Here is a 26,411-nt window from a genome sequence, read left to right on the forward strand (position 1 = left end):
GGGGAGGCCGCGTCCTACTTGGTGAAGGCGCCCGCGTCGACGGGCAGGGTGACGCCGGTGACGTAGCGGCCCTCGTCGCTGGTGAGGTAGATGAGGGCGTTGCTGACGTCGTCGGACTCGATCCAGGGCACGTCCAGCGAGTTGAGACCCACCATGCCGGGGATGGCCTTCTCCTCGGTGGGCTCGGGGTCGTCGGGCACGAACATCGAGTAGGTCCCGGGGTTCTGGATCATGATGGTGGCGACGTTGGTCGGGTGCACCGTGTTGACCCGGATGTTGTAGGGCGCGAGCTCGTTGGACATCGTGCGCATCAGGCCGACGATGCCGTGCTTGGCGCTCACGTAGTGCGCCACGTGCTGGATCCCCTTGAGTCCGCCGATCGAGCTGGTGAAGACCATGGAGCCGCCCTCGCCCTGCTCGATGAGGCGGGGCACCGCGACCTTCGCGGTGTGGAAGACACCGGTGAGGTTGACGTCGATCATGTCGCGCCACATCTCCGAGGTCAGCTCCCACGACTTGCCGTAGGTCGCGATCCCGGCGTTGGCCAGCACGATGTCGATGCGGCCGAGCTCGTCCACGCCCTCGTCGAACGCCTTCTGGAGACCGTCGAGGTCGCGGACGTCGGCCTTGCGCGCCACGATGCGCTGACCCGTGGCCTCGACGGCCTTCACCGTCTCCTGCAGCTCGTCCTCGGTGGCGAGCGGGTAGAAGGGCGTCACCGTGTCGATCTGCTCGCAGATGTCGACCGCGATGATGTCGGCCCCCTGCTCGGCCATCCGGATCGCGTGATTGCGGCCCTGACCACGTGCGGCACCCGTGATGAATGCGACCTTGCCTGCCAGGCGTCCTGCCATGAGGAGACTCCATTCTATGCGCATGATTGGGATTAATATGATCCTCGCGACATCAGTCCCCGTCAAGGCCGGAGTGCGGACGCTGAGCCGTGAGGGCATTGTGACGCAGGTCATAGATGCGTATGGTTCGCAGAGTTGACTACCCGCACCACTCTCGGAGGCCACCATGACGTCCACGACCGAGGCGAGCGGCGCGACCGCCGACGCGCCCGACATCTTGTCGCCGGAGTACCTGGCCGACCCCTACCCCTTCCAGCGGGTGCTCCGCGACCAGTACCCGGTGCTCCACCACGAAGCCACCCAGAGCTGGCTGCTGAGCCGGTTCGAGGACGTGGCCGGCGCCTTCCGGAGCCCGTCGTTCTCCAGCCGCAACTACGAGTGGCAGCTCGAGCCGCTGCACGGCCGCACCATCTTGCAGATGGAGGGCACCGAGCACTCCCGGCACCGGGCCCTGCTCAACCCGTTCTTCCGGGGCAAGGGCCTGGAGAGGTTCATGCCGGTGATCACCGAGAACGCGATGGGACTGATGGAGGAGGTGGTGCAGCGCGCCGGCAGCGAGCTGATGGACAGCGTCGCGGGCAGCGGCCGGACGGACTTCGTCGCCGACTTCTCCACCTGGTTCCCGATCAACGTCATGGTCGACATGCTCGGCCTGCCCAAGAGCGACCACGCCCGCTTCCACCGCTGGTACGAGTCGATCATGGCGAGCCTCAACAACCTGGCCGGCGACCCGGAGATCGCAGCGGCGGCGGAGGCGACCCGCCACGAGCTGCGCGACTACATGCTGCCGATCATCCAGGAGCGGCGCAGCGGCGACGGCGAGGACCTGCTCTCCCGCCTCTGCCGGGCCGAGGTCGAGGGCCAGCAGATGTCGGACGAGGAGATCAAGGCGTTCGTGAGCCTGCTCCTGGTGGCCGGCGGCGAGACCACCGACAAGGCGGTGGCCAGCATGGTCCGCAACCTGATCCAGAACCCCGACCAGCTCGAGGCGGTGCGCCGGGACCGCTCCCTGGTCGACAACGCGATCGCCGAGACGCTGCGCCACTCGGGTCCGGTGCACATGATCATGCGCCAGACCGAGGAGGACGTGGAGCTGCACGGCACGACCATCCCGGCGGGCTCGACCTGCATCATGATGCTCGCCTCGGCCAACCGGGACGACCGGCAGTTCGCCGACCCCGACCGGTTCGACATCTTCCGCGAGGACCTGGACGTGGCCAAGGCGTTCAGCGGGGCGGCCAACCACGTGCAGTTCATCCTCGGCCGTCACTTCTGCGTGGGCTCGCTGCTCGCCCAGACCGAGATGCGCATCGCGCTCGAGCTGGTGCTCGACCACATGGAGAACCTGCGGTTCGCCGAGGGCTTCGAGCCGCGGGAGGTGGGCCTCTACTCCCGCGGCATCCCCGAGCTGCTCATCGAGTTCGACCCCGTCACCCGGTGAGGGGCGACGGGGCCGGCGGGGTCAGCCGCGGCCGTCGACCGGCTCCACGTCGAGGCCGGAGCCCTGCGCCGCCTTGCCGATCGAGCTCTTGATCAGCGACTCCAGGTCGAGTCCGGTGGAGGTCTTGAGCATGTTGAGGGTCTGCACCACGTTGTCGTTGACCTGACGGGGCAGGGCACCGGCACCGTCGGTGGAGATCACGGTCAGCTGGTCGATGTTGGACATCGGGGCGGCGACCTCGCGGGCGATCGCCGGGAGCACCTCGATCAGCATCTGCAGCACCGCCGCGTCGTTGTAGTGCGCGAACGCCTCGGCCCGCTTGTCCATCGCCTCGGCCTCGGCCTGCCCGACGGCCAGGGTGGCGGCCGCGGTGGCCTCGCCCTCGGCCCGGGTGGCGTCGGCCTCGGCGACCCGGCGGGCCTTCTCGGCCTCACCGCGCCGGGCGCCCTCGATCGCCTCGGCCTCGGCCAGCGCCGTACGCCGGGACTTCTCGGCCTCGCCGTTGAGCCGGGCCTTCTCGGCCTCGGCCTGGGCGGCGGCGATGGTGGCGGCCTTGCGCGCCTCGGCGGCGGCGATCTCGGCGTTGCGCTGCGCCTCGGCCTCCTGCTCCACCTTGTAGCGGGCGGCGTCGGCGGGCTTGCGCACCTCGGTCTCCAGGTTGCGCTCGGTCAGCGCCGCCTGCCGGACGGCGACCTTCTCCTGCTCGAGCAGGATGGCCTGGTCGCGGTCGGCCTGGGCCAGCGGGCCGGAGGCGGCCGCGGTGGCCGCGGCGGCGTCGGTCTCGGCCTTGATCTCGGCCTGCTTGAGGGCCAGGGTCCGGGTGGAGACCGCGATCTCCTGCTCGGCGGCGATCCGCGCCTGCTCGGCCGCCTGACGGGCGTTGGCCTCCGCGATCGAGGCCGCCTGCTGGATCCTCGCCGCCTCGGGACGCCCGAGGTCGGCGAGGTAGGTGCCGTCGTCGGTGACGTCCTGGATCTGGAAGGTGTCGAGGATCAGCCCCTGGCCGGTGAGCGAGTTCTCCGACTCATCGGCGACCCGCTGGGCGAAGGCGGCCCGGTCGCGGATGATCTGCTCGACGGTGAGACCGCCGACGATGGAGCGGAGCGCACCCGCCAGCACCTCCTGGGTGAACGCCTCCACCTCCTGCTGCTGGCTGAGGAACCGTTGCGCCGCGAGCCGGATCTGGTCGGCGTTGCCGCCCACCTTGACGATCGCCACGCCCTCGACGTTGAGCTTGATGCCCTGGCCGGAGACCGCGCCGCGGATCTGCACCGAGATGCGCCGCGAGGAGAGGTCGAGGGTGCCGAGCCGCTGCACGAAGGGGATGACGAAGACGCCGCCGCCCAGGATCACCTTCTGGCCCGACAGGTCGGTGCTGAGCGCGCCCGTCTCCGGGTTGAGCACCGCCTTGCCCTTGCGGCCGGTGACGATGAACGCCTGGTTGGGCCCGGCCACCTTGTAGCGGCTGGTGACCAGCAGCACCAGGAGCACCACCAGGAGGACGAGCCCCGCGATGGCGACGACGGGGGTGGACGGTTCCATGGTGTGCTCCTCGGGAGTGCGGGTGGAGTGCGGTCAGGGAAGCTCGGGCCACACCGGCGCGACGGTGACCGCGGTGGGCGACAGGACGCCGGTGACGTGGACCGGGGTGCCGGGCTCGATCGGCTGCTCGGCGCGGGCGTTGAGACGGAGCACGTGGCCGCCGACCAGGATGTCGACGACGCCGAAGCCGTCGCCCGGCACCGACGTGACGACCCGCCCGTCCCGGCCGATCGTGTCGTCGATCGAGGGGGTGGCGTCGCTGCTGCCCTCGCCCAGCAGCCGGGTGAGCCACCAGGCGAACCAGCCGAACGCGACCCCGGTGACCACGCCGACGGGCAGCGCCAGCACGGTGCCGAGCGCGGGCTGGACGGCGGCGGCGCCGAACCCGAAGGCCGAGACGAAGGCGCCGATCACCGCGCTGGAGAAGGCGTCGCCGGCGAGTGCGTCGAGGGCGCCGTCGAAGAGGTCGCCCACGACCAGCGAGACCGCGAGGAGGGCCAGGCCCACGACTCCGATCACCAAGAAGGTCGTCACTGCGCGTCTCCCCCGCCCGCCGCCCCCTGCGGCGCGCCTAGCATGTCACGGACGCCCCGCGACGCCGTCGGCGGGCGAGGAGCGTGAGGCACGAAAGGTGCGCGATGACGCAGGGCACGACGCGGAGCACGGACTGGCAGCCCGACCTGCTGGGCCCGGGCTACCAGCAGCTCAGGTTCGACCTCGGCGACGACCCGGACGGCCAAGGGCCGATCGAGGCGGTGCTGGTGCGCCGCACCGTCCGCGAGGACGAGCGGGTCGGCGGCGCCGTCCTCTACGTGCACGGCTTCTCCGACTACTTCTTCCAGACCGAGCTGGCCGACTTCGCCGCCGCCCGCGGTCTGGCCTTCTACGGGCTGGACCTGCGCAAGTCCGGCCGGGCCCGCAAGCCGGACCAGACCCCGCACTTCGTCAGCGACCTCGCCCTCTACGACCGCGAGCTCGAGCTCGCCGTCGAGCGGATCCGGGCCGAGACCGGGTCGGCGCCGGTGGTGGTGGTGGCCCACTCCACCGGAGGGCTGATCACGCCGCTGTGGCTGGACCGCCGCCGCCGCGCGGGTCGGGTCCACCCGGTCGCCGGCCTGGTGCTCAACAGCCCCTGGTTCGACCTGCAGGGCGGGGCCACGCCGCAGGCCAACGCGGTGCTGCGCGGCCCGGTGACCATGGCGCTGCGGGGGCTGGCCAGGGCGCAGCCGATGCGCGAGCTCAAGCTGGGGGTCACCTCGGCCTACGGCGCCTCGCTGCACGTCTCCGGGGGCGGCCAGGGCGAGTGGGACTACGACGTGGCGCTCAAGCCCATCCTCGGCGACGCGGTGACCCTCGGCTGGGTGGCGGCGGTGCGCCGCGGTCACGCCCGGCTGCACCGCGGTCTCGACGTCGGCGTCCCGGCCCTGGTGCTCCGCTCGGACAAGTCGAAGTTCGCCCGCCGGTGGAGCCCCGAGTGCGACCGGGCCGACCTGGTGCTCGACGTGCAGCAGATCGCCAAGTGGGCGGGCTGCCTGGGCAACGAGACGACGATCGTGCCCATCCCCGACGCCCGGCACGACGTCTTCCTCTCCCTCGCCGAGCCGCGGCAGCGGGCCTACGACGTGGTGGACCGCTGGCTGGCGAGCCACGGGCTCGGTCGCCCTTGAAGCCCCCTTTGCCTCCCCTTAGCGGGGCACTACTTCGCGCTTAGCGCGCGGCGGGCGAGGCTGGCGGCCAGACGACCTCGCACGGACTCGGGAGCTGACATGAGGAATGCAGTGCTGGCGGTCGCAGTCATCGTGCTGATCGCCGCCGTCGCCCTCGGCGCCTGGCTGATCTGGGGGGGCGACGACAACTCGACGACCACCGGCGAGTGCGACGGGCACGCCTACGAGCTCACCCTCGAGGAGGAGGACCAGGGGCTCGAGATCACCTTCGAGCTCCAGACCGACTCCCCCAACGAGACCTGGGACGTCGTCATCGAGCAGGACGGGCAGCCCCTGCTCGAGGGGGAGCGTGCCACCGACGGCGGCGCGGAGCTCGAGATCGACGCGCTCGCCCGCGACGACCAGCCCAAGGACTTCGTCGTCACGGCCACCCCCTCGGAAGGCGAGCCCTGCGTCGCCTCGATCAACGGATGACCAGGAGCACCGACGATGATCCTCACCCGACGCCTCGCCCCCTTCGCGGCCACCGCCCTGCTGGCCCTGCCGCTCACCGCGGTCCTCGGAGCCGCGGCACCCGCCCAGGCCGACGTCGAGCGCCGGGGTGCCTGCGGAGACGGCAGCTACGACTTCTCCGTCGACTGGGAGGGCCGCGGCTACGACGTCACCGTCGAGCTCGACCGGGTCGGCGCGGGCACCCGGTGGCGGGTGGCGCTGCGGCACAACGGCAGGCGGGTGACCCGGGTCAGCCTCGTCGCGGACCGGGAGGGCGAGATCGACCTGGAGCGCTACCTGCGCGGCCGCCGCGGCCAGGACACGTTCAGGTTCACCGCCAAGCGGGCCGACGGCTCCCAGTCGTGCCGGGCCCGGGTGCGCACGCCCTGACCCCGGACGGCACCCGCACCGAGCCGGCGCACCGGCACCGGTAGTCAATTCCCGTGTTCGGGCTCGGGGGCGCCGCCGGCTGCGGCATCCTCGTGCGGTGGACCCGAGACGACAACGACCCGTCCACGTCATGCACCCCGGACCCGCGGGTCCCCCCGCTCGCAGCGTCCGCCGGCGGCCGGGCGCCCGGCTGCGCCGCACCGGTGCGCTCGCCTCGGTGGCGACCCTGGCCGCACTGCTCTGCGCCGCGCTCCCGGCCGGCGGCGCCACGACCCCCGCCGCCCCCGACCCGCGGGCCCTCACCGACCTCGAGCTCACCGGCACGCCGGGCGCCGTCACCCTGAGCGGCTCGGTGCCGTCGGTGCCCGCGCCCCCCGACGCGGCAGCGCCGTACCCCGTCTCCGACCCGGCCGGCCACTCCCCGCTGACCGCCCCCGCCGGCCTGGTGCGGGCCGCGTCGGTCTCCGACCCCGCGCTGACGGCCCAGACCTACTCCCTCGCCGTCGGTGGCCACCTCACCCCCGCGACCGGCTACCGGGCCGCTGACCGGGACGCCTCGGGCGTGGCCAACCTCGCCCAGGTCTCCCGGGTCCTGGACGGTCACCACCCCCAGCTCCCGGGCGAGCCGGCCGGGCTGGGCGACGACGACGAGCGGGCCGCGGCGGTCCAGGCGGCCATCTGGTGGTTCACCGACGGCTTCGTCCTCGACCGCACCCCCGAGATGGCGCCCCTGCGGGCGGCGACCGCCTCGATCGTCGAAGCCGCCCAGACCCCCGACCCGAGCGAGGACACCTCGGGCGGCCCGGCACCCGAGCCGGGTGCGCCCGACCTGACGCTCGACCCCACCCACGACCTGGTCGCCCCCGGGAGCCCGGCGGGTCCCTTCACCGCGGAGTCGGGCAGCCCCGCGGTGACCCTGACCGCGCCGCCCGGCCACACGCTCTACGCCGACGAGGCCGCGACGCTGGCCCTGGCCAGCCCGCACACCGCCGAGCCCGGCACACCCGTCTGGCTGGCCCAGAACGCCGGTGACCCGGGCGAGGCGGTGCTCGGCGCACGCACCCAGGTGAGCGTCGAGGCCGGCGCGGTCTACCTGCCCGTCGCGGGGACTCCCGACGGGCAGGCCGGCGCGGCCGCCCCGCTGGTCCTCGCGCAGGCGGCCGACCTCGACGCCACCGCGGCCGCGACCGCCGGCTTCCACCCGGTCGCGGACCTGACCGTGCACCAGGCCTTCGCGGGCGACGCCGTCGGGACCCAGCCCGAGAGCCGGCTCGCCGTCGACTGCGGCGACGACCCGACCACGACGTTCGACGTCCCGGCGGGCGCGACCACCACCCAGACCTTCACCCGTCCCGCGGCCCGCGTCGGCGCGACCTGCGTGGTCACCTCCACCGCCGGCGAGACCGGCACGGGCGCCGTGCAGGTCTCCACCGACGCGCCGCGGAGCGTGGTGGTCGCGGCGGCCGGCTCGTCGGTGACCGTGACCGACACGGTCACGACCGGGCCGCTGCCCACGCCGGCTCCGACCACGGAACCCACCCCTGAGCCCACGCCTGAGCCCACACCTGAGCCCACACCGGAGTCCACGCCCGGCGAGGCCCCCGGGGCCACCCCGGAGGCGACGGACGACCCCGAGATCGGCGTACGGCTGAACGCGCAGCGCCGAGGGGAGCGGGTCCGCCTCTCCTGGGTGGTGCGCAACACCGGCGACGTCCCGCTCTCCTCGGTGCGGGTCCGCGCCGGGCAGCGCCACCCCTCGCTGGACCGGGGCTGGCGCCGGCACCACGGGGTCCTGGGGGCCGGCCGGCGGGTCGGCGCCTCCGCGCTGCTCACCCCCACCCCCGCGGACCGGGCGCGCGGCCACGTCGAGGTCCGGGCCCGGGTCGTGGCCCGGGCGCCGGACGGGTCGCGGGTGGAGTCCCGGACCGTGCTGCGGGTCGCCGTCCCCGACCTCGGCCCCCGGGAGCAGGCCGCCCCTGGACCCACCCCGTCGCCGGCGCCCCCGGAGGCGACCCCCGGCGAGCGCCCGACCCCGGCCGCGGGACCGCGCGAGCCGCAGGAAGACGGCACGCCCCTGAGCCTCGGGCTCGCCCTGGCCATGATGGCCGTGCTCGGCGGCGGTGCCGTGGCGCTGCGGAACTGACCGACCGCGCACAGCGGTGTCGCCGGGTGGGCTCAGGCCTGCGGCGCGTCGAGCCGGACGCCGACCCCGCGCACCGTGTGCAGGTAGCGCGGGTGGTCCGCGCTCTCCCCGAGCTTGCGCCGGAGCCAGGAGATGTGGACGTCGACGGTCTTCTCCGAGCCGCCCCACGCCTGGTGCCACACGTCGTGCAGGAGGCTCACCTTGCTCACCACCTCGCCCGCGTGCTCGGCCAGGTGCTTGAGCAGGTCGAACTCGCGCGGCGTGAGGTCGACGACCTGCCCGTCGAGGCTGGCCCGGCGCCCGGGGACGTCGATGTCCAGCCCGCCCACGTGCAGCAGCCGGACCGGGTCCGGCGCGCTGTCGCGGGCCCGGCGCAGCACCGCCCGGATCCTGGCGCCGAGCTCGCCGACGGAGCAGGGCCGGACCACGTAGTCGTCGGCGCCGGCGTCGAGGCAGGCCACCACCGAGGCCTCGTCGTCGCGGTCGGAGGCGACGATCACCGGCACGTCGCTGACGGCCCGCAGCATCGTCAGCACCTGGTGGCCGTCGACCTCGGCCAGGTCGAGCTCGAGGACGACCACGTCGGGGGGGTGCGCCACGGCCAGACCCAGGCCGGCCATGCCCGAGGTGGTCGAGGAGACGGCGTGGCCGAGCTCTCCGAGCGAACGCACCAGCTGCGGGCGGATCCGGTCGTCGTCCTCGATGATGAGCACCTGCACCACCTCACGACGGTAGCAGCGCCGCCGGCCCTGGCACCCCGCCACAGACGCGCGGAAGGCGAGGCACCGCTCAGTCGGCCGCGCGCTCCGAGGGCGGTACGTGCCGCTCCTGGGCCTCGTGGCCCGGCGTCAGGTGGGAGACGTCGGAGAGCCGCAGCGGCGTGAACGCCCCGCCGCTGCTGACCGAGACCGGCTCGGTGACCAGGCACAGGTGGTCGCCGCCCTCGTCGAGCAGGCTCGTGCGCCGGACCACCAGGCGGTGCGGGCAGTCGAGCAGCACCGGCACCGAGCCGGGGCCCGGCTCGGTGCGCAGGCCCGCGAACTTGTCCTCCCGGTCGCCGGTGCGCGTCCCGAAGAGCTCGGCCAGCGCCAGGTCGGCGTCGGTGAGGAAGTGCAGCGCCAGGTGGCTGGAGCGCTGGGCGACCCGGGCGGTGTGGTTGGCCTTGGAGAGCCACACGCAGTAGCGCTCGGGCCCGATGCTGGACTGGGTGTGGAAGCCGACCAGGCAGCCGCCCCGCTCGGGCACCCCGTCGGTCTCGTAGCCGGTGGTCACCACGATGAGCGGGGTGTCGAGCGACGACACGATCGCGGAGAAGTCGTCCTGGTCAGCCACGGCTGCCCCCGGCCGCGGCGAGGGCCAGCTCGGTGAAGCGCGCGACGGTCAGCGGCGCCTCGGGCGGCGGCTCCGTGCCGAGCCGGACGGCCACCACCTTGCGGGAGGGCGAGACGTGCAGGATCTGCTGGCCCAGTCCGATCGCCCAGTAGGCGTCGTCGTCGGCGGCGGGCACCATCGGGCCCTGCGGCACCTCGGCGGTGTCGGCCGGCAGCGGCGGCAGCAGCGGCCCGGGCTCGTTGATCCAGAAGAGCAGCCCGTAGCCGGCGTTGAGCTCGGAGCTGGGCCGCTGGGTGGCCTCGCGCAGGAAGCTCCTGGAGACGATCCGGCGCCCGCGGTACTTTCCGCCGTCGGCCAGCATCACCCCGAGCCGCGCCAGGTCGGAGCAGGTGGTGAGCAGCCCGGCGAAGACCATCATGTTCCCCGAGGGGTCGCGCAGCAGCGTGCTGTCGCGCATCTTCAGCGGCCCCAGCAGCGTCTGGTGGGCGAACCGGTCCACGGGTCGCCCGGTGGCCTTGCGCAGCACCTCCTCGAGCACCTGGATCGCGGAGTTGTTGTAGAACCAGGTCGTCCCCGGCGGGTGCTGCTGGGAGAGCCGGATCGAGAAGCGCGTCTTGTTCCGCGCGGCGATCATCTTCTGGTAGTCGGTCTCGAAGGCCCACTCGCGGCCCGAGGTGTTGGACAGCAGGTGACGGATGGTGATCGTCCGCGACGGCGTACGCCGCCACTGCGGGACGTACTTCGAGACCCGGTCGTCGAGCCGCAGCATCCCCCGGTCCTGGGCGATGCCGACCAGGAGCGCGGTCACCGACTTGGTGATCGACCAGGCCGGCGTGGTGGCCTCCTCGGGCGCGAGGTCGCGGGAGAGGACCGTGCGGCCGCGGCGCACCACGGTGACGCAGTGCGAGCCCGCCGCCCGGGCCTCCGCGACGAGCGTGCGCCCCGCGCCGCCGGCACCTGCCGTGCCGCCGGCGGGGCCGGCGGGGCTGTGGGGGGCGGGCCCGTCCGCGACGGGCACCGCGGAGGCGGACGCCGTGGCGCACAGGACGACGACGGCGACCAGCCCGGCCACCGCCCGGGCCGGAGTCGTGCGCGATCTCATGAGCGCACATTACGCGGCGGGGCCACGGGCCGGGTGGTCCTGGACACGGCTTGTGTCGACGTCTTCGACCGAACCCACCACGAGGTGACGGTTCGTCCTGCACCCTGGAGGGGTGAGCGACGAACGACTCGAGACCCTCGCCCTCAACCTGGCCTGCGTGGTGGCGGCCGGCTTCACCGCCTTCGTGCTGGGACTGTGGGCCGAGACCGGCGAGACCACCCCCGGGGCGGTCGCCGGGATGCTCCTGGTGTGGGCGGTCCTGGGCGTCGGCTGGCTGATGGCGCCCACCCGCCGGGGCCTCTCCTGACCCACCCCCGGCAGGCCGGTCGCAGGTCAGTCGCCCACCGCGTCCCGGCCGCGCCTGACCAGCTCGGGGTCGGGAGCCAGGACGATCTGCTCGTCCTTGCCCTCGTAGTCGAAGAGGCTCAGGAAGAGCCGCATCGCGGCGATCCGTCCTCGCTTCTTGTCGTTGCTCTTGATGGAGTGCCAGGGGGCCTCGTCGACGTCGGTGCGCAGGAACATCTGCTCCTTCGCCTCGGTGTAGGCCTTCCACCGGTCCAGGCTCTCCAGGTCCATCGGTGAGAGCTTCCAGCGCCGCACCGGGTCGAGCTGGCGGATCGCGAACCTGGTCCGCTGCTCCTGCTGGGTCACGGAGAACCAGAGCTTGGTGACCTGCACGCCGGACTCGTTGAGCATCCGCTCGAAGAGGGGCGCCTGCCGCATGAAGACGTCGTACTCGTCGTCGGTGCAGAACCCCATCACCCGCTCGACCCCGGCGCGGTTGTACCAGGAGCGGTCGAAGAGCACGATCTCGCCGGCGGTCGGCAGGTGGGTGACGTAGCGCTGGAAGTACCACTGGCCCTGCTCGGTGGTCGTCGGCCGGTTGAGCGCGACCACCCGGGCGGCGCGGGGGTTGAGGTGCTCGGTGAACCGCTTGATGGTGCCGCCCTTGCCCGCCGCGTCGCGGCCCTCGAAGACGACCACGAGCCGGCGCCCGGTGTCCTGCACCCAGTACTGCAGCTTGAGCAGCTCGATCTGGAGCAGGTACTTCTCGACCTCGTAGTCCTCCCGGGTCATCAGCTCGTCGTAGGGGTAGTTCTCCCGCCAGGTGTCGACCGCCTCCCCGTCGGGACCGATGAGCATCGGGTCCTCGCCCTGGTCGTCGCGGACGGTGTAGCCGCCCTCGCGGAGGCTGTCGATGTAGTGGCGGAGGTCCATGTGTTGCGGCATGGACCCTGTGTACCCGGAACACCCCTACGCTGACGCGTGTGACACCCGAGCAGCCGGACCCGGCCGACCCCCGCCGCCGGTGGTCCGCGGACCGGACCATGGGGGTGGTCGGGGCGGCCGGCCTCGCCGTGGCGCTGGCCGGCCTGGGCCTCGACGAGACCACCATGGTCACGGTCGGATTCCTCGTCCTCGTGCTCGCCGGCTGGTGGTTCCTCGCCTTCTGACCCGCGCGTCAGAAGAGCCCTGCAACCGCGCAGGGCCTTTCTGCGTCCTCTACGCAAGAATGAGGAGGGGAGCGTGGACGGCACCATGACGGCATCGGGGGGCTCGGTGGGCCTGAGCACACGAGGGCGGGGGTCGACGCGGGACGCCGACTTCTCGGCGTACATGAGGGCCCGTCAGCCCTCGCTGCTGCGCACCGCCTACCTCCTGACCAGCGACCTCGCCAGCGCCGAGGACCTGGTGCAGAGCGCCTTTGCCAAGCTCTACCTCTCCTGGGACAAGGTGCGGGACCGGGAGTCCCTGGACGGCTACGTGCGGCGGATCGTGGTCAACGAGCACAACTCGCTGTGGCGCCGGGCGTGGAAGCGGCTCGAGCGCAGCTCCGACGTGGTGCCGGAGACGGCGGTGCTCGACGAGTACGACGACCAGCGGGGCACCGCCCTGTGGCACTTCGTGGAGTCGCTGCCGCCGAGGCAGCGCGCGGTGATCGTGCTGCGCTACTACGAGGACCTCTCGGAGGCGGAGATCGCCGCCACGCTCGGGATCAGTGCCGGGACCGTGAAGTCGCAGGCGAGTCGCGCGCTCGCCACCCTGCGAGAACGGGCCGCGGAGCATCCGACGACTCTCGGGGAGCAGGAGGAGGGACGATGAGGGACTTCGAGCAGGAGCTCCGGGCCGCCCTGAGCCGCCGGGCCGAGGGCGGGGTCGCCGGCTCCTCCCTCGACCTCGCGGGCGTCAGGCTCCGGGCCCGCCGGATCGAGCGGCGCCGGCGCGGGGTCGGCGCGGCGGCGGCCGCCGCGGTGGCCGCGGTCGCCATCCCGGGGGCGGTCGCGCTGGGCCCGGCCCTCGACCGCACCTCCGAGGCGCCGACGGGCTCGCCGGCCACCTGGTCCCCCGCGCCGACGCCGGAGCACGCCCTGCCCGGCGACGGCTCCCTGGACTTCCGCGACCTGCCCCTGGGGCCGGACCCGGCGATCGGCTACCTCGACCTCAGCGACCGGGCCCCGGTCGTGGTGGAGCCGGGCGGCAACGAGACCGTGCTCGAGCTGGAGCACACCCCGGTGCGCTACACCGACCTCGAGGACGGGCGCTACGTCGTCCTGACCCGCGACGACGAGGGCGAGCGGTACGTCGAGATCACCGACTCGGCCGGCACCACCCGGCAGGTGCACCGGAACACCGGCGGCTTCGCCGTCGACGAGGCGCACTCCCAGGTCGCCTGGGGCAACGCCGAGGGGGAGGTGCAGGTGATCGCGGCCGGGGTCGAGGAGCCGCGGGTGCTCGGCGAGCTGCCGTTCGCCGCCGTCCTCACCGTGACCGACCTCAACGGCACCGACTGCTTCGCGGCCGGGTCGATGGACTTCGGCTGCGTCGCCTGGGTCGAGGCCACCGACGCAGCCGGCGGCTTCGCCGGGGCCTTCACCATGAGCATGGACGCGGCGGCCCCGGTGGCGGGCACCACCGCCGACTTCCAGCGGCACGCCGACTCGATCACCGTCGGGGACCGCGAGGACCCCGGCAGCCTCGACTACGCCGCCGGGACCGTGGGCCCCGGCGAGGACGGGCGCCTCTGCTCAGAGGTCCGCGGCGACGGCCCCGACGAGTCGCTCAGCCGCTCGCAGCTGACCACCTGCGAGCACACCTTCGACTCCTTCTCCGCCGACGGCCGCACCCTGCTCGCCTGGGAGTCCGAGGGTGACGGCGCGGGCCACCACACGATGGCCCTCTACGACCTGCCCACCCGGACGCTGCTGTGGGAGCGGAGCGCGACCACCGACCGGATGGGCCTGCTCCCCCACGCCGAGTGGGAGGACGAGGAGCACCTGCTCGCCCCGGTCTTCCAGGTCGGGGGCTGGCAGCTGGTCCGGTTCTCCCGCGACGGGGCGCTGGAGCGCGTCACCGGGCAGGTGATGGGCGAGGAGCAGGAGCCTCCGTTCCTGCCCGAGTCCCAGCACTCCGCCCGGTGACCGGCGAGGCTCAGTCCAGGGGCAGCAGCACCGCGCCGGCGTGGGCCGGGAGCTCCACCCCGCCGGGGACGACGCTCGCTCCCGCGGGGGTCGCCCAGCGGACCACGTGGTCGCCCCCGAGGTCGACGGTGACGGGCTCGTCGGAGAAGTTGACCGCCACCGCCACCTGGCCCCGCGACATCACGAACCACCGCGCGTCCTCGTCGTACTCGCACGAGGTGCGGCGCAGGTCGGGGTCGGTCAGGTCGGGCAGCTCGCGACGCAGCGCCGCCAGCGACCGGTAGACCTCCAGCAGCACGGCGTGCCGTCCCGCCTCGGCCTGCGACCAGTCCAGCTTGGAGGCCAGGAAGGTCTGCGGGTCCTGAGGGTCCGGGACGGTCGAGACGTCCCAGTCCATCCGCTCGAACTCCTTGACCCGGCCCTCCGAGACGGCCCGCCCCAGCTCCGGCTCGGGGTGGGAGGTGAAGAAGGCGAACGGCGTGGCGGCCGCCCACTCCTCCCCCTGGAAGAGCATCGGGGTGAACGGACCGGCGAGCGTGAGCAGGGCGGCGACGGCGAGCTGGTCGTCGTCCAGGTGGGCGGTGAGCCGGTCTCCGGCCGCCCGGTTGCCCACCTGGTCGTGGTTCTGGTTGCAGACCACCAGCCGCCAGCCGGGCATGTGCTCGACGTCGACCGGGCGGCCGTGCTCGCGGCCCCGGAACGACGACCAGGTGCCGTCGTGGAAGAACCCGCGCTCGCAGACCTTGGCCAGCGCCGAGAGCGGGGCGAAGTCGGCGTAGTAGCCGGTCGTCTCCCCCGTCAGCGCCACGTGGACGGCGTGGTGGAAGTCGTCGCTCCACTGCGCGTCCAGGCCGTAGCCGCCCCCCTCGCGCGGCGTGATCAGCCGCGGGTCGTTGAGGTCCGACTCGGCGATCAGCGTGAGCGGACGCCGCTGCTGGGCCGAGAGCCGCGCGGTGAGCACAGCCATCTCCTCCAGCAGGTGGGTGTCGGAGGAGTCGGGCAGCGCGTGCACGGCGTCGAGCCGCAGGCCGTCGACGTGGAAGTCCTCCAGCCACATCCGCACGTTGTCCAGGATCAGCGCCCGGACCTCGCTGCTGCCCTCGCCGTCGAGGTTGAGGTGCTCGCCCCAGGTGCTGCGCCCCTCGCTGGACAGGTAGGGGCCGAAAAGGGGCAGGTAGTTGCCCGACGGGCCGAGGTGGTTGTAGACGACGTCCTGGATCACACCCAGGCCCGCGGCGTGGCAGGCGTCGACGAAGCGGCGGTAGGCCGCGGGGCCGCCGTAGGCCTCGTGCACGGTGAACCAGGCCACGCCGTCGTAGCCCCAGTTGTGGGTGCCGTTGAAGCCGTTGACCGGGAGCAGCTCGACCAGGTCGACCCCGATCTCCTTGAGGTGGTCGAGCCGGCCGATCGCGGCGTCCAGGGTGCCCTCGGGGGTGAAGGTGCCGACGTGGAGCTCGTAGATCACCGAGCCGGCGAGCTGCCGGCCGGTCCAGCCGTCGTCCTGCCAGGCGTACGCCGCGGGGTCGTCGGTGCGTGCCGGGCCGTGCACCCCGTGGGGCAGCCGCCGGGCCCGGGGGTCGAAGACCAGGTGGTCGCCGCCGTCGATCCGGTAGCCGTAGTCGACCTCGCCGAGGGGCTCGGGCCCCACCGGGTGCCACCAGCCGTCGTGCTCGCCACCGGTGGACCGCTCCATCTCCACCGTGCGGCGCGACCCCTCGGGGCCGACGACGAGCTCGAGCGACTCCGCGTGCGGGGCCCAGACGTCGAAGCGACCGCGGCCGCGTGAGGTGTCGGGGACCAGCAGGGCCACCGGGTAGTCGGCGAGCAGGTGGGCCACCTCGACCAGGCCGTCGCTGTCCGGACGGACCCGGCGGTCGGTGAGGAGGTCGACGTACTGGCCGGGCGGGAGCTCCAACGCCGTCTCGCCCCAGCCGCCGGCGCGCACCAGGCCGACGGGCAGCCGGGTCGCCACGGTGATCGCGCCGGGCCCGTCGGCACCCCGGGAGAACGCCAGCACGTGGTCGGCCGCCGGCCCGTGCGCGGTGAGCGGCCGGTAGCCCTCGAACCACTCGGGGTGGTCGCGGCGGGCGGTCAGGGCCACGTGGGTCACCAGCAGCTTGGCGGCGCCGTCGTCGTCGGCGTGGGCGTGCACGTGGGGGCGCTCGCCCAGCCGGAGCTTCTCCAGCAGCCCGATCCGGCGCGAGAAGTCGACGGGACGCCTGTTGTCGGGGTCGACCAGGCTCTGCTCCCACAGCTCGCTGCCCTGGTAGACGTCGGGGACGCCGGGCACGGTGAGCCCGACCAGCTTGGCGCCCAGCGAGTTGACCCAGCCGGGAGCCGCCAGCGCCTCCACCAGCTCGGCGACCACCGCGTAGACCTCCGGGCGGTCGAAGACGGCGTCGACGCACCGGTGGATCGCCGCCTCGACCTCCTCGTCGGGCGCGGTCCAGGTGGTCCCCTGGGCGGCCTCGCGCATCGCCTTCTCCGCGTAGCCGTGGAGCCGCTCCCGGTAGGGCTGCACCGGCTCCTCCAGCGCGGAGGGCCAGGCGCCGACGATCGCCTGCCAGAGCAGGTTGGCGAACCCCGCGTCGGGCACCGGCACCAGCTCGAGGAGCCGGTCCAGGGCGGCCGCCCACTGCTCGGGGATCTCGGCGAGCACGGTGATCCGGGCGCGGGTGTCCTCACCGCGCTTGGTGTCGTGGGTGGAGGCCGCGGTCATCGCGTGCGGCCAGTCGGCCTGCCGCCGGGTCATCGCCTCGTGCAGGTCGCCCGGGGCGACGGCGAAGATCGCGGGGTCGGCGCCGACCTCGTTGAGGGAGGTCAGCCGGGCCCAGCGGTAGAACGCGGTGTCCTCGACGCCCTTGGCCATCACCATGCCGCTGGTCTGCTGGAACCGCAGCGCCGGGTCGGCGGCGCCGTCGGCCAGCACCGGGCCGACCACGTCGAGCACCGCGATCAGGTCGGGGCGGTGCCGGCGGGCCTCGGCGAGCGCCCGCTCGAGGTGGGCGTGCCCCTCCGGCAGGTAGGACCGGTAGACCGGGAAGCAGGCCAGGAGCTCGGCGACCGCGTCGGCCAGCTCGGCGGGCTCGGGGACGCGCTGCTCCTGCGCGGCGAGCACGTGGGCGACCTCCCGGGAGATCCGGCGCACCTCGGCCTGGAGGATCCCGTCGGCGATCGCCCGCTTGGAGTCGTGCACCATCGCGCGCCAGTCGACCCGGGCCCCGCGCAGCCGGGCCTCCAAGGCGTCCAGCGGCTCCTCGCCGGCCGGGTCGACGAAGACCCGGTCGACCAGCGCCAGCACGTCGTAGCCGGTGGTGCCGTCGGTGCGCCAGGAGGCGGGCAGCTCCTCGCCGGGGTGCAGGATCTTCTCGACCAGCACGTAGCCGTCGCCGGTCAGCTCGGCGAGGTCCTCGAGGTAGCCGGCCGGCTCCCGCAGGCCGTCGGGGTGGTCGACGCGCAGCCCCTGCACCAGCCCCTCGTCGAACCAGCGCCGGATCTCGGCGTGCGAGCGCTCGAACCACTCCGGCTCCTCGACCCGCAGCGCGGCGAGGGTGTTGACCGCGAAGAAGCGGCGGTAGTTGAGGTCGGTGTCGGCGCGGCGCCAGCTGACCAGCTCGTAGTGCTGCCGGGCGTGCACCTCGTCGGCGTCGGCCTCGTGCGGGCCCAGCGCCTGCACGCTCTCGGGAGCCAGCGGGAAGCGGTGGCCGTGGTAGTGCAGCTCGCCGGCCAGCACGCTCAGGTTCTTGATCCGGGTCACGCCGTCGACCTCGACCAGGTCGTCGTCGCCGACCACCGGGATCAGCAGCCGGCCGCCGCCGGCGTCCCAGTCGATGTCGAAGGCGCCGGCGTACGGCGACTCCGCCCCGTGGGTGAGCACGTGCCACCACCACTCGTTCTGCCAGGGGCTGGCGATGCCGACGTGGTTGGGCACGATGTCGACCAGCACCCCCATCCCCAGACGCTGTGCCTCCGCCGCCAGGGCGGCCAGCCCCGAGGCACGCCCCCGCGAGGGGTCGATCGCGCGGTGGTCGGCCACGTCGTAGCCGTGGCTGCTGCCCGACTCCGAGGCCAGCAGCGGGGAGAGGTAGACCCAGTCGACGCCGAGCTCGTGCAGGTAGGCCAGGGCGCGGGCCGCCTCGAGGAGGTCGAACTCCTCGGTGACCTGGAGACGGTAGGTGCTGCGCGGGACGCGGCGTCCCGGGTCCGGGGCGCTCACTGCTCGGCCATCGCCATCAGGGAGGCGGCGACCGAGGTCTCCGGCTCCACCTCCGGGGTGTCGTACTGGCGCAGCACCAGCACGCTGCGGCCCTCCAGGGTCAGCCCCTCGCCGGGCTTGAGCGGGGTCCGGGAGATCTCGGCCGCGGCGGTGTCGACGACCGCCTCCCACGAGGCGGCGTACTCCTCGGCGGGCAGCACCAGGTCGACCGGCGCCTCCCCGGCGTTGAAGTAGAGGAGGAAGTGGTCGTCGACGAACGGGTTGCCGGTGGTGTCCAGCCCGGGGATCCCGTGGCCGTTGAGGTACATGCCGATCACCTGGGCGCCCTCCTCGGTCCACTGACCGTCCTGCATCGGCTCCCCGTCGGGGTGCAGCCACACGATGTCGTTGAGCCGCTCGCCGTCGCCGGTGCGGACGGTGTCTCCGGTGAAGAAGCGCCGGCGGCGGAAGGTCGGGTGCTCGCGGCGCAGCCGGGCCACCGCGGCGGTGAACTCGGCGAGCGGCCAGTCGGCGCGCTCCCAGTTGACCCAGGAGATCTCGGAGTCCTGGGCGTAGGTGTTGTTGTTGCCCTCCTGGGTGCGGCCGATCTCGTCGCCGTGCGCGATCATCGGCACGCCCTGGCTCAGCAGCAGGGTGGCGAGGAAGTTGCGCTGCGCGCGGGCGCGCATCGCCAGCACCTCGATGTCGTCGGTGGGGCCCTCGACGCCGAAGTTCTGCGACCGGTTGTGGCTCTCGCCGTCGTTGTTGTCCTCGCCGTTGGCCTCGTTGTGCTTCTCGTTGTAGGAGACCAGGTCGCGCAGGGTGAACCCGTCGTGGGCGGTGACGAAGTTGATGCTGGCGAAGGGCCGGCGGCCGGAGTGCTCGTAGAGGTCGGAGGAACCGGCCAGCCGGGAGGCGAACTCGCCCAGGGCCGGCTCGCCGCGCCAGAAGTCGCGCACGGTGTCGCGGTACTTGCCGTTCCACTCGGTCCACTGCGGCGGGAAGTTGCCGACCTGGTAGCCGCCGGGGCCGACGTCCCACGGCTCGGCGATCAGCTTGACCTGGCTGACCACCGGGTCCTGCTGGACGAGCTCGAAGAAGGTGGCCAGCCGGTCCACGTCGTAGAACTCCCGGGCCAGCGCCGAGGCGAGGTCGAAGCGGAAGCCGTCGACGTGCATCTCGGTGACCCAGTAGCGCAGCGAGTCCATGATCAGCTGGAGCGAGTGGGGGTTGCCGGCGTTGAGGGAGTTCCCGGTGCCGGTGTAGTCCATGTAGTAGCGCTTGTCGTCGTCGACGGTGCGGTAGTAGGCCGGGTTGTCGATGCCCTTCATGCTCAGCGTCGGGCCGAGGTGGTTGCCCTCCGCGGTGTGGTTGTAGACCACGTCGAGGATGACCTCGATGCCCGCGGAGTGCATCGCCTTGACCATCGCCTTGAACTCCTGCACCTGGTGGCCGGCGTCGCTGTTGGCGGCGTACTCGGCGTGCGGGGCGAAGAAGCCGAGGGTGTTGTAGCCCCAGTAGTTGCGCAGGCCCTTCTCCAGGAGGGTGGAGTCCTGGACGAACTGGTGGACCGGCATCAGCTCGATCGCGGTCACCCCGAGCTTGGTCAGGTGGTCGGTGACCGCGGGGTGCGCCAGCCCGGCGTAGCTGCCGCGCTGCTCCTCCGGCACGTCGGGATGGAGCTGGGTGAGCCCCTTGACGTGGGCCTCGTAGATCACCGACTCGCTGTAGGGCACCCGCAGCTGCCGGTCGCCCTCCCAGTCGAAGAACGGGTTGATCACCACGCCCAGGGTCATGAAGGGCGCGGAGTCGTCGTCGTTGCGGCTGTCCTCGTCGCCGAAGTCGTAGCCGAAGAGCGCCTGGTCCCACTCGATCTCCCCGTCGGTGGCCTTGGCGTAGGGGTCGAGCAGCAGCTTGTTGGGGTTGCAGCGCAGGCCGTTGGCGGGGTCGTAGGGCCCGTGCACCCGGTAGCCGTAGCGCTGGCCGGGCTGGACCAGCGGCAGGTAGCAGTGCCAGACGTGGGCGTCGACCTCGGTGACCTCCACCCGGGTCTCGACGCGGTTGCCGTCGTCGTCGAGGTCGAAGAGACAGAGCTCGACGCGCTCGGCGACCTCGCTGAAGAGCGCGAAGTTGGTGCCGCTCCCGTCGTAGGTCGCCCCCAAGGGGTAGGCGGATCCGGGCCAGACCTGCACGTGCGCACTCCTGGGGTCGAGGGGTGCCTCGAGCGCGAGGACCGAGGCGGTGACGTGATGCATGTTGAACGTTCCAACCGGGTGGTACCCACCGTCCGGGGGCCACACACCCACGGTCGCGTCACACGCCGGCGACCCCGTCGACGGCGTTCTCCCCGGCGACCAGGCGCATCGCCACCAGCGCCACGTCGTCCTCCGGCTCCACCGGCAGCAGCTGCTCGAGGACCCGGTCGCACAGGCCCTCCAGGGACTCCTCGTCCGGGCCCAGCGAGAGCGCGTCGGCGAGCCGCGCGATGCCCTCGTCGAGGTCCTCGCCGCGGCGCTCCACCAGCCCGTCGGAGTACAGGAGCAGGATCGAGCCGTCCGGCACCCGGGCCCGGGAGGCACTCCGCGGGGTCTGCGGGTCGAGCCCCAGGAGCAGGTCCGGACCCGGGTCGACGTCGTCCTCGCCACCGTCGCCCACCAGCACCCGCACCTCGCCGTCGGGGGTGAGCACCAGCAGCGGCGGATGCCCGGCGCTGGACCAGGAGAGCTCAAGCTCGGCGGGCCGGACGGCCGGGAGCGGCTCCAGGCGGACCACCAGCGCGGTGGCCATCGCCTCGATCGCCAGCCCCGCCATCGCCTGGTCGGCGCGGGCGAGCAGGCCGGCCGGGCCCTCGCCGGTGGTGTAGCCGATGCCCCGGAGCAGCCCGCGGATCTGGCTCATCCCGGCCGCGGCCCGCCGGTCGTGGCCGATGACGTCGCCGACCACCAGCACCGTGGCCCCGTCGGGCTGGGCGAAGGCGTCGTACCAGTCGCCCCCGACCTGGGCCTCGTGCGCGGCCGCCACGTAGCGCACCGCGATCCGGCCGTGGGAGACCTGCGGGGGCGCGGTGAGCAGGCTGCGCTGCAGCTCGCCGGCGAGCTCGTGCTGGCGGGCGTAGAGCCGGGCGTTGTCCAAGGCGATGCCGGCCCGGCGTCCCGCCTCCACCGCGACCGCGAGGTGGGAGCGGCGGAACGCCCCGCGCGACTCGTCGCGCACCAGCACCAGCGAGCCGAGGATGCCGTCGCGGCCGGGCAGCGGCACCGCGATCAGGCTGGAGACGCCGAGGGTGCGGAAGTGGGCGCGCAGCGTCTCGTCGTCCACCGACCGGGTCAGCTCCTCCTCGTCGATCTGGGTGAGCAGCAGCGGGCCGGCGCCACGGACCACGCGCCGGCTCGGGGCCTCGTCGGAGGCACGGTCGGCCTGGAGCCGCTCGACCTCCGCGACCGTGGCCTCCAGGGCGGGGTCGCGGTGCCGGACGGTGACCAGGCTGAGGTCCCCGAGCTCGTCGGCGAGCTGGATGCTCACCCAGTCGGCGAACTCCGGCACCAGGACGGCGGCCAGATGCTCCAGCCCCTCGTCGATGTCCAGGCTGCTCACCAGCGCCTCGGAGGTGCGGCCCAGCAGGTCGACCTGGGCGCTGAGCCGCCGCCGCTCGCGCTCGGCACGCCGCTGGTCGGTGACGTCGACCAGCAGCAGCAGCACCGCGTACCGGCCGGCCACCGCCTCGGTCGCCACCGCGGTCACCTCCAGGTGGCGTCCGCCGGGGGTGGTGGCCACCAGCCCGAGCTCGACCGGGTCCTCCCCGCCGTCGGGCTCGGTGACCGCCCGCAGCAGCGGCAGCGCGTCGGCCAGCACCACGTCGAGGCCGGGTCCGGCACCGTGCCCGGGCAGCTCCAGCAGCACCGCCGCGCGGCGGTTCCAGCCGCGAAGCCGGCCGTCGGGCTCGCAGAGCACGACGCCCACCGGCGCCTGGTCGAGCAGGGACCCGAGGTCGACGGCGGGCGCCGCGGGCGCGGCGGTCGCGGGGCCGAGGGTCGCCACCAGGGGGCCGGGGGCACGCCGCGTTCGCACCCGGGCCAGCCCGGTGGTGACCGCCTGCCGGAGCCCGTCGATCCCGGTCACCACCGTCGTCTCGCGCGGCGGCGAGTCCAGGGCGGAGAGCTCGTAGCGCACCGCGATCTCGCGGCTCGGGGAGACGATCAGCACCACCGGCACGCGGGGGGCCAGCCGCCCCACCAGCCGGACCAGCGCCGCCGGCCGGGCCACCGCTGACCCGACGACCACGAGGTCGACGTCCGGGTGCTCGGCCAGCGCCCGCTCCACGTCGTCATCGTCACAGCGCGGGCCGGGCACGTCGTCGAGGGCGTAGGACTCGGCGCGTGAGCCGGCCACCAGCAGCAGGTGCTGTCGCCCGGCGACGGCACGCACCGTCTCGCCGGCGCGATGAGGGGGTGGCGGCACGGCCGAAGGGTACCGAGCAGGACGCCCTCCGCGTGGCGGTTCGCACACAGACGTGAGCCCCGTCGCACTCCGGGCGGGAGTCGCGGGTCCCGACGCGGGGTACGACCGCGCCGATGGACGGCGTACTCGACTGGTTGGTGGCGATCATGCGAGCCGTCGGGGCTCCCGGCGTCGGCCTGGCCACCGCGCTGGAGACCGTCTTCCCGCCGGTGCCCTCGGAGGTGGTGCTCCCGCTGGCCGGCTACACCGCGAGCCTGGGCCACTACGGGCTGGTCGCCGCGGTGCTCTGGGCCACCGCCGGCTCGGTGCTCGGCGCCCTCCTCCTCTACTGGGCCGGTGCGGCCTGGGGGGTCCAGCGGGTGCTCGAGCTGGCCGACAGGCTCCCGCTGGTCGGTCGGCACGAGGTCGAGCGGGCCATCGACTGGTTCGCCCGGCACGGCCGGGCCGCGGTGCTCCTGGGCCGCCTGGTGCCGGGGGTGCGGAGCCTGGTCTCGGTGCCGGCGGGCGTCGACCGGATGCCCCTGCCCGCGTTCGTGGCCCTCACCGCCCTCGGGTCGCTGGCCTGGAACGCGCTGCTCATCGGCGCCGGGTACGAGCTCGGGGAGCAGTGGCACCTGGTGGAGGGCTACGTCGGCGGGGCCTCCCGGGTGCTGCTCGGGGTCCTGGTGCCGGCGCTCGGCTGGCTCCTGGTCCGGCGCGTCCGAGGCCGCCGGGGTCGCCGCCGCTGGTGAGCCTGCCGACCGGCTCGGAGCTGGTTGCGCAGTCAGGGCGGATTCTCGGCTCCGGCGTGTGAGACTGTGCCGAGCCCCGGAGGAAGCCCTGATGCCTGAGACGACGCCTGCGCAGTCCTCGACCTTCGTCGATCTCGTCTCGGCCCCGGCCGGGGACAGCGGGACCGACCGGGTCGAGCGCCTCGTCGAGCTGTCTGCTGCCATGCTCCGCGCCACCCGGGCGCAGGTCACGCTGCTGCCCGACCTCACCACGGTGATGGCCGGTCTCGGCCGCAGCCCGCACCGCCAGCTGATGAAGCGGCCCTCCGAGGACGCCCTCTGCGCGGTCACCCTGCGCACGGACGGTCCCCTTGTCGTCTCCGACGCCGCGCACGACGACCGGGTCAACGACCTGCCCCCGGTGGTCGCGGGCGAGGTGGGCGCCTACCTGGGCGTCCCGCTGGTCGCCGAGGGCCACACCGTCGGGGCGCTCTGCGTCCTCGACACCTCACCGCGCGAGTGGCAGCAGCACGAGGTGGCCATGCTCGAGCTGCTCGCCGAGACGATGTCGGCCGAGCTGCGCCTCGCGGCGCTGGCCACCAGCCACCAGGACGACCGGCTGGTCTGGCAGCTGGCGGTCGACGCCGCCGAGGTCGGCGCCTGGGACTGGGACCTGCGCTCGGGCCGGCTGCGCTGGGACGACCGCCTCCTCAACCTCTTCGCCACCGACCAGGAGTCCTTCGGCGGCACGATCGAGGCCTTCCAGGAGTGGGTGCACCCGGAGGACCGCGACCGGGTCGGGACGCTGCTCACCGACGCCATCGCGACCTGCGGGCAGTTCGCCGCCGACTACCGCATCGTCCAGGACGACGGCACGGTGCGCTGGGTCACCTCGCGGGGCAACGTCCTGGTCGGCCAGGACGGTGCCGCGGCCCGGCTCGTCGGCGCGGCCTTCGACTCCACGCTGGTCCGCGACAGCGACGCCCGGGTGGCCCGCATCCTCGAGGCGATGCCGGCGGCCTTCTTCCACCTCGACACCGACTGGCGCTTCACCTTCGTCAACCCCGAGGCGGAGCGGATGCTCGGCGCGGTCACCTCGCGCCTGACCGGCGGCGTGATCTGGGAGCTGTTCCCCGACGCCCTCGGCACCGACTTCGAGACCCGCTACCGCCGGGCGGCCGACACCGGTCGGCCGGAGGAGTTCGAGGCCTACTACCCGCCCCCGCTCGACGCCTGGTACGAGGTGCGGGTCTGGCCCTCCCCGGACGGGCTCTCGGTCTACTTCCTCGACATCACCGAGCGGCGCCGGGTCCAGCAGGAGCTGGCCCACAGCGCCACCCGGGCCCGGCTGCTCGCCGAGGTGACCTCCGCCCTCACCCGCACCCTGGACCCCGAGCGCGGCGTGGCCGCCCTGGCCAAGGTGCTGGTCCCCGAGAAGGGCGACTGGTGCATCGTCACCGTCGCCGACGGCCCGGAGCCGTTGGAGGGCCAGGACTGGCGGCGCAACCTGCGCGACCTCGGCTGGTGGCACCGCGACCCGGCCATGCGCGAGGCCCTGGAGCACTACGCCCGGGCCCGGATCCCGGCCCTGCTGGAGGACTCCTTCCAGGCCCGCGCCCTCAAGAGCCGCACCACCCTGGTCGCCGAACGGGCGCGCGAGACCGTCACCGCCCGGATGGCTCCGGGGCCGGCGGTCGACCGCTACCGCGAGCTCGACCCCGAGCAGGCCGCGTTCGTGCCGATGGTCCGCCGCGGCCGCGTCATCGGCCTGCTCACCGTGGGCCGCAGCGCCGACCGCGAGCCGTTCACCCCCCAGACGCTGGAGATGCTCGACGACGTCGCCGGGCGGGCCGCGCTGGCCCTGGACAACGCCCGCGCCTACTCCGCCCAGCGCGACATGGCCGAGGGGCTGCAGCGCAGCCTGCTGACCGACCCGCCGCGCTCGGACCGGGTCGAGGTGGCGGTGCGCTACGCCCCCGCCGCGGAGGCCGCCCAGGTCGGCGGTGACTGGTACGACGCCTTCGTGCGGCCCGACGACGACGACCTCATGGTCGTGATCGGCGACGTGGTCGGCCACGACGTCGAGGCCGCGGGGGCGATGGGCCAGGTCCGCGGCCTGCTGCGCGGCATCGCCGTCACCAGCCAGGGCACCCCCGCCGAGGTGCTGCGCAGCGTGGACCGGGCGATGGAGGCCCTGAGCGTCGAGAGCACCGCGACCGCGATCGTGGCCAGTCTCGGCACCCCCGGCCCGGACGGCTCCCTGCCCCTGCACTGGTCCAACGCTGGCCACCCGCCCGCCCTGGTCCTGCTGCCCACCGACGAGGGCAGCTACCTCGTCGAGGTCCTGGGCTCGGTCCAGCCCGACCTGCTGCTCGGCCTGGACGCCGACTTCGAGCGGGACGACCACGCCTACCTGCTGCCGCCCGGCGCCCTGCTGCTCCTCTACACCGACGGGCTGGTGGAGCGGCGCGGGCAGGACCTCGACGACGGCATCGAGGAGCTGCGCGCGGTGGTCGCCGAGCTGGTGACGACGGCGCCGGACCTCGCCACGCTCCTCGACGGCCTGCTCAGGCGGTTGCTGCCCCAGCACGCCGAGGACGACGTCGCCCTGGTCGCCGTCCGCGTCACCCGGACGCCTGCCTGAGCGGCCGGCGCCCTCCCACCTG

At 73.6% G+C, this 26,411-nt stretch carries 21 protein-coding genes; 11 read left to right on the forward strand and 10 right to left on the reverse strand.

The genetic code is table 11. The annotated features are described in order from the left end of the window. Positions 1–14: 14 nt before the first annotated feature. Positions 15–1,070, reverse strand: coding sequence for a mycofactocin-coupled SDR family oxidoreductase (locus AC4BG9_RS07465; protein ID WP_490570447.1), 1,056 nt, complete (start codon positions 1,068–1,070; stop codon positions 15–17). Between AC4BG9_RS07465 and AC4BG9_RS07470 the strand changes: the two genes are divergently transcribed. Then, positions 1,021–2,295, forward strand: coding sequence for a cytochrome P450 (locus AC4BG9_RS07470; protein ID WP_490570448.1), 1,275 nt, complete (start codon positions 1,021–1,023; stop codon positions 2,293–2,295). The two genes, AC4BG9_RS07465 and AC4BG9_RS07470, sit on opposite strands and share 50 nt — an antisense overlap. Before the next feature lie 21 nt (positions 2,296–2,316). Here AC4BG9_RS07470 and AC4BG9_RS07475 read toward each other — a convergent pair whose 3' ends face one another. Together AC4BG9_RS07475 and AC4BG9_RS07480 are read right to left on the reverse strand one after the other, a co-directional pair. After that, positions 2,317–3,837, reverse strand: coding sequence for a flotillin family protein (locus tag AC4BG9_RS07475; RefSeq protein WP_490570449.1), 1,521 nt, complete (start codon positions 3,835–3,837; stop codon positions 2,317–2,319). Positions 3,838–3,870: 33 nt separating this feature from the next. Then, on the reverse strand, positions 3,871–4,371 hold the full coding sequence (locus tag AC4BG9_RS07480) for an NfeD family protein (protein WP_490570450.1): 501 nt from the start codon (positions 4,369–4,371) through the stop codon (positions 3,871–3,873). A 104-nt stretch (positions 4,372–4,475) separates the two neighbouring features. Between AC4BG9_RS07480 and AC4BG9_RS07485 the strand changes: the two genes are divergently transcribed. The 4 genes from AC4BG9_RS07485 (at position 4,476) to AC4BG9_RS07500 (ending at position 8,529) form a co-directional block, all read left to right on the forward strand. Next, on the forward strand, positions 4,476–5,504 hold the full coding sequence (locus tag AC4BG9_RS07485) for an alpha/beta hydrolase (protein ID WP_490570451.1): 1,029 nt from the start codon (positions 4,476–4,478) through the stop codon (positions 5,502–5,504). Between the two features lie 99 nt (positions 5,505–5,603). Then, on the forward strand, positions 5,604–5,978 hold the full coding sequence (locus AC4BG9_RS07490; protein ID WP_490570452.1) for an RAD1 family protein: 375 nt from the start codon (positions 5,604–5,606) through the stop codon (positions 5,976–5,978). 15 nt (positions 5,979–5,993) lie between these two features. Beyond that, positions 5,994–6,386, forward strand: coding sequence for a hypothetical protein (locus AC4BG9_RS07495; protein WP_490570453.1), 393 nt, complete (start codon positions 5,994–5,996; stop codon positions 6,384–6,386). Between the two features lie 97 nt (positions 6,387–6,483). After that, complete coding sequence (locus AC4BG9_RS07500) at positions 6,484–8,529, forward strand: thioester domain-containing protein (protein WP_490570454.1); 2,046 nt, start codon at positions 6,484–6,486, stop codon at positions 8,527–8,529. A 32-nt stretch (positions 8,530–8,561) separates the two neighbouring features. Here AC4BG9_RS07500 and AC4BG9_RS07505 read toward each other — a convergent pair whose 3' ends face one another. From AC4BG9_RS07505 to AC4BG9_RS07515, 3 genes are all read right to left on the reverse strand, one after another. Next, positions 8,562–9,251, reverse strand: a complete 690-nt coding sequence (locus AC4BG9_RS07505; RefSeq protein ID WP_490570455.1) for a response regulator transcription factor — start codon at positions 9,249–9,251, stop codon at positions 8,562–8,564. 67 nt (positions 9,252–9,318) lie between these two features. Next, the gene (locus tag AC4BG9_RS07510; RefSeq protein WP_490570456.1) at positions 9,319–9,861 is read right to left on the reverse strand and encodes a flavin reductase family protein; all 543 of its coding nucleotides are present in this window, start codon (positions 9,859–9,861) and stop codon (positions 9,319–9,321) included. Beyond that, positions 9,854–10,963 carry a serine hydrolase domain-containing protein gene (locus AC4BG9_RS07515; protein WP_490570457.1) on the reverse strand — a complete coding sequence of 370 codons (1,110 nt, stop codon included), beginning with the start codon at positions 10,961–10,963 and terminating at the stop codon, positions 9,854–9,856. The genes AC4BG9_RS07510 and AC4BG9_RS07515 overlap by 8 nt, the downstream gene beginning before the upstream one ends. Positions 10,964–11,075: 112 nt before the next feature. On the opposite strand from AC4BG9_RS07515, the gene AC4BG9_RS07520 reads away from it, so the two are divergent. Continuing rightward, complete coding sequence (locus AC4BG9_RS07520; RefSeq protein WP_490570458.1) at positions 11,076–11,270, forward strand: hypothetical protein; 195 nt, start codon at positions 11,076–11,078, stop codon at positions 11,268–11,270. Positions 11,271–11,296: 26 nt separating this feature from the next. On the opposite strand, the gene ppk2 is transcribed toward AC4BG9_RS07520, so the two are convergent. Next, positions 11,297–12,193 (reverse strand): polyphosphate kinase 2, encoded by an 897-nt coding sequence (ppk2, locus tag AC4BG9_RS07525; protein WP_490570459.1) that lies wholly within the window; start codon positions 12,191–12,193, stop codon positions 11,297–11,299. Positions 12,194–12,231: 38 nt separating this feature from the next. On the opposite strand from ppk2, the gene AC4BG9_RS07530 reads away from it, so the two are divergent. The 3 genes from AC4BG9_RS07530 to AC4BG9_RS07540 all read left to right on the forward strand — a co-directional run bounded on the left by AC4BG9_RS07530 (position 12,232) and on the right by AC4BG9_RS07540 (position 14,382). Next, positions 12,232–12,417, forward strand: a complete 186-nt coding sequence (locus AC4BG9_RS07530) for a hypothetical protein (protein WP_490570460.1) — start codon at positions 12,232–12,234, stop codon at positions 12,415–12,417. 73 nt (positions 12,418–12,490) lie between these two features. Further along, positions 12,491–13,066 carry a SigE family RNA polymerase sigma factor gene (locus AC4BG9_RS07535; RefSeq protein ID WP_490570461.1) on the forward strand — a complete coding sequence of 192 codons (576 nt, stop codon included), beginning with the start codon at positions 12,491–12,493 and terminating at the stop codon, positions 13,064–13,066. Continuing rightward, on the forward strand, positions 13,063–14,382 hold the full coding sequence (locus tag AC4BG9_RS07540; protein ID WP_490570462.1) for a hypothetical protein: 1,320 nt from the start codon (positions 13,063–13,065) through the stop codon (positions 14,380–14,382). Before AC4BG9_RS07535 ends, AC4BG9_RS07540 begins: the two co-directional genes overlap by 4 nt. 10 nt (positions 14,383–14,392) lie before the next feature. On the opposite strand, the gene treY is transcribed toward AC4BG9_RS07540, so the two are convergent. The 3 genes from treY to AC4BG9_RS07555 all read right to left on the reverse strand — a co-directional run bounded on the left by treY (position 14,393) and on the right by AC4BG9_RS07555 (position 23,035). After that, positions 14,393–18,598: a malto-oligosyltrehalose synthase gene (gene treY / locus AC4BG9_RS07545; protein WP_490570463.1), complete on the reverse strand. Its 4,206-nt coding sequence runs from the start codon at positions 18,596–18,598 to the stop codon at positions 14,393–14,395. Next, a complete protein-coding gene (gene glgX / locus AC4BG9_RS07550) occupies positions 18,595–20,769 on the reverse strand; it encodes a glycogen debranching protein GlgX (RefSeq protein WP_490570661.1) in 2,175 nt (724 codons plus the stop codon). Before glgX ends, treY begins: the two co-directional genes overlap by 4 nt. Positions 20,770–20,890: 121 nt before the next feature. Continuing rightward, a complete protein-coding gene (locus AC4BG9_RS07555) occupies positions 20,891–23,035 on the reverse strand; it encodes a PP2C family protein-serine/threonine phosphatase (protein ID WP_490570464.1) in 2,145 nt (714 codons plus the stop codon). A 113-nt stretch (positions 23,036–23,148) separates the two neighbouring features. Here AC4BG9_RS07555 and AC4BG9_RS07560 point away from each other — a divergent pair, with 113 nt between their 5' ends. Beyond that, a complete protein-coding gene (locus AC4BG9_RS07560; protein ID WP_490570465.1) occupies positions 23,149–23,766 on the forward strand; it encodes a DedA family protein in 618 nt (205 codons plus the stop codon). A gap of 91 nt (positions 23,767–23,857) precedes the next feature. Continuing rightward, positions 23,858–26,389 (forward strand): GAF domain-containing SpoIIE family protein phosphatase, encoded by a 2,532-nt coding sequence (locus AC4BG9_RS07565; RefSeq protein WP_490570466.1) that lies wholly within the window; start codon positions 23,858–23,860, stop codon positions 26,387–26,389. Positions 26,390–26,411 lie beyond the last annotated feature (22 nt).

The sequence above is a fragment of the Nocardioides sp. Z40_12 genome (assembly GCF_058215795.1).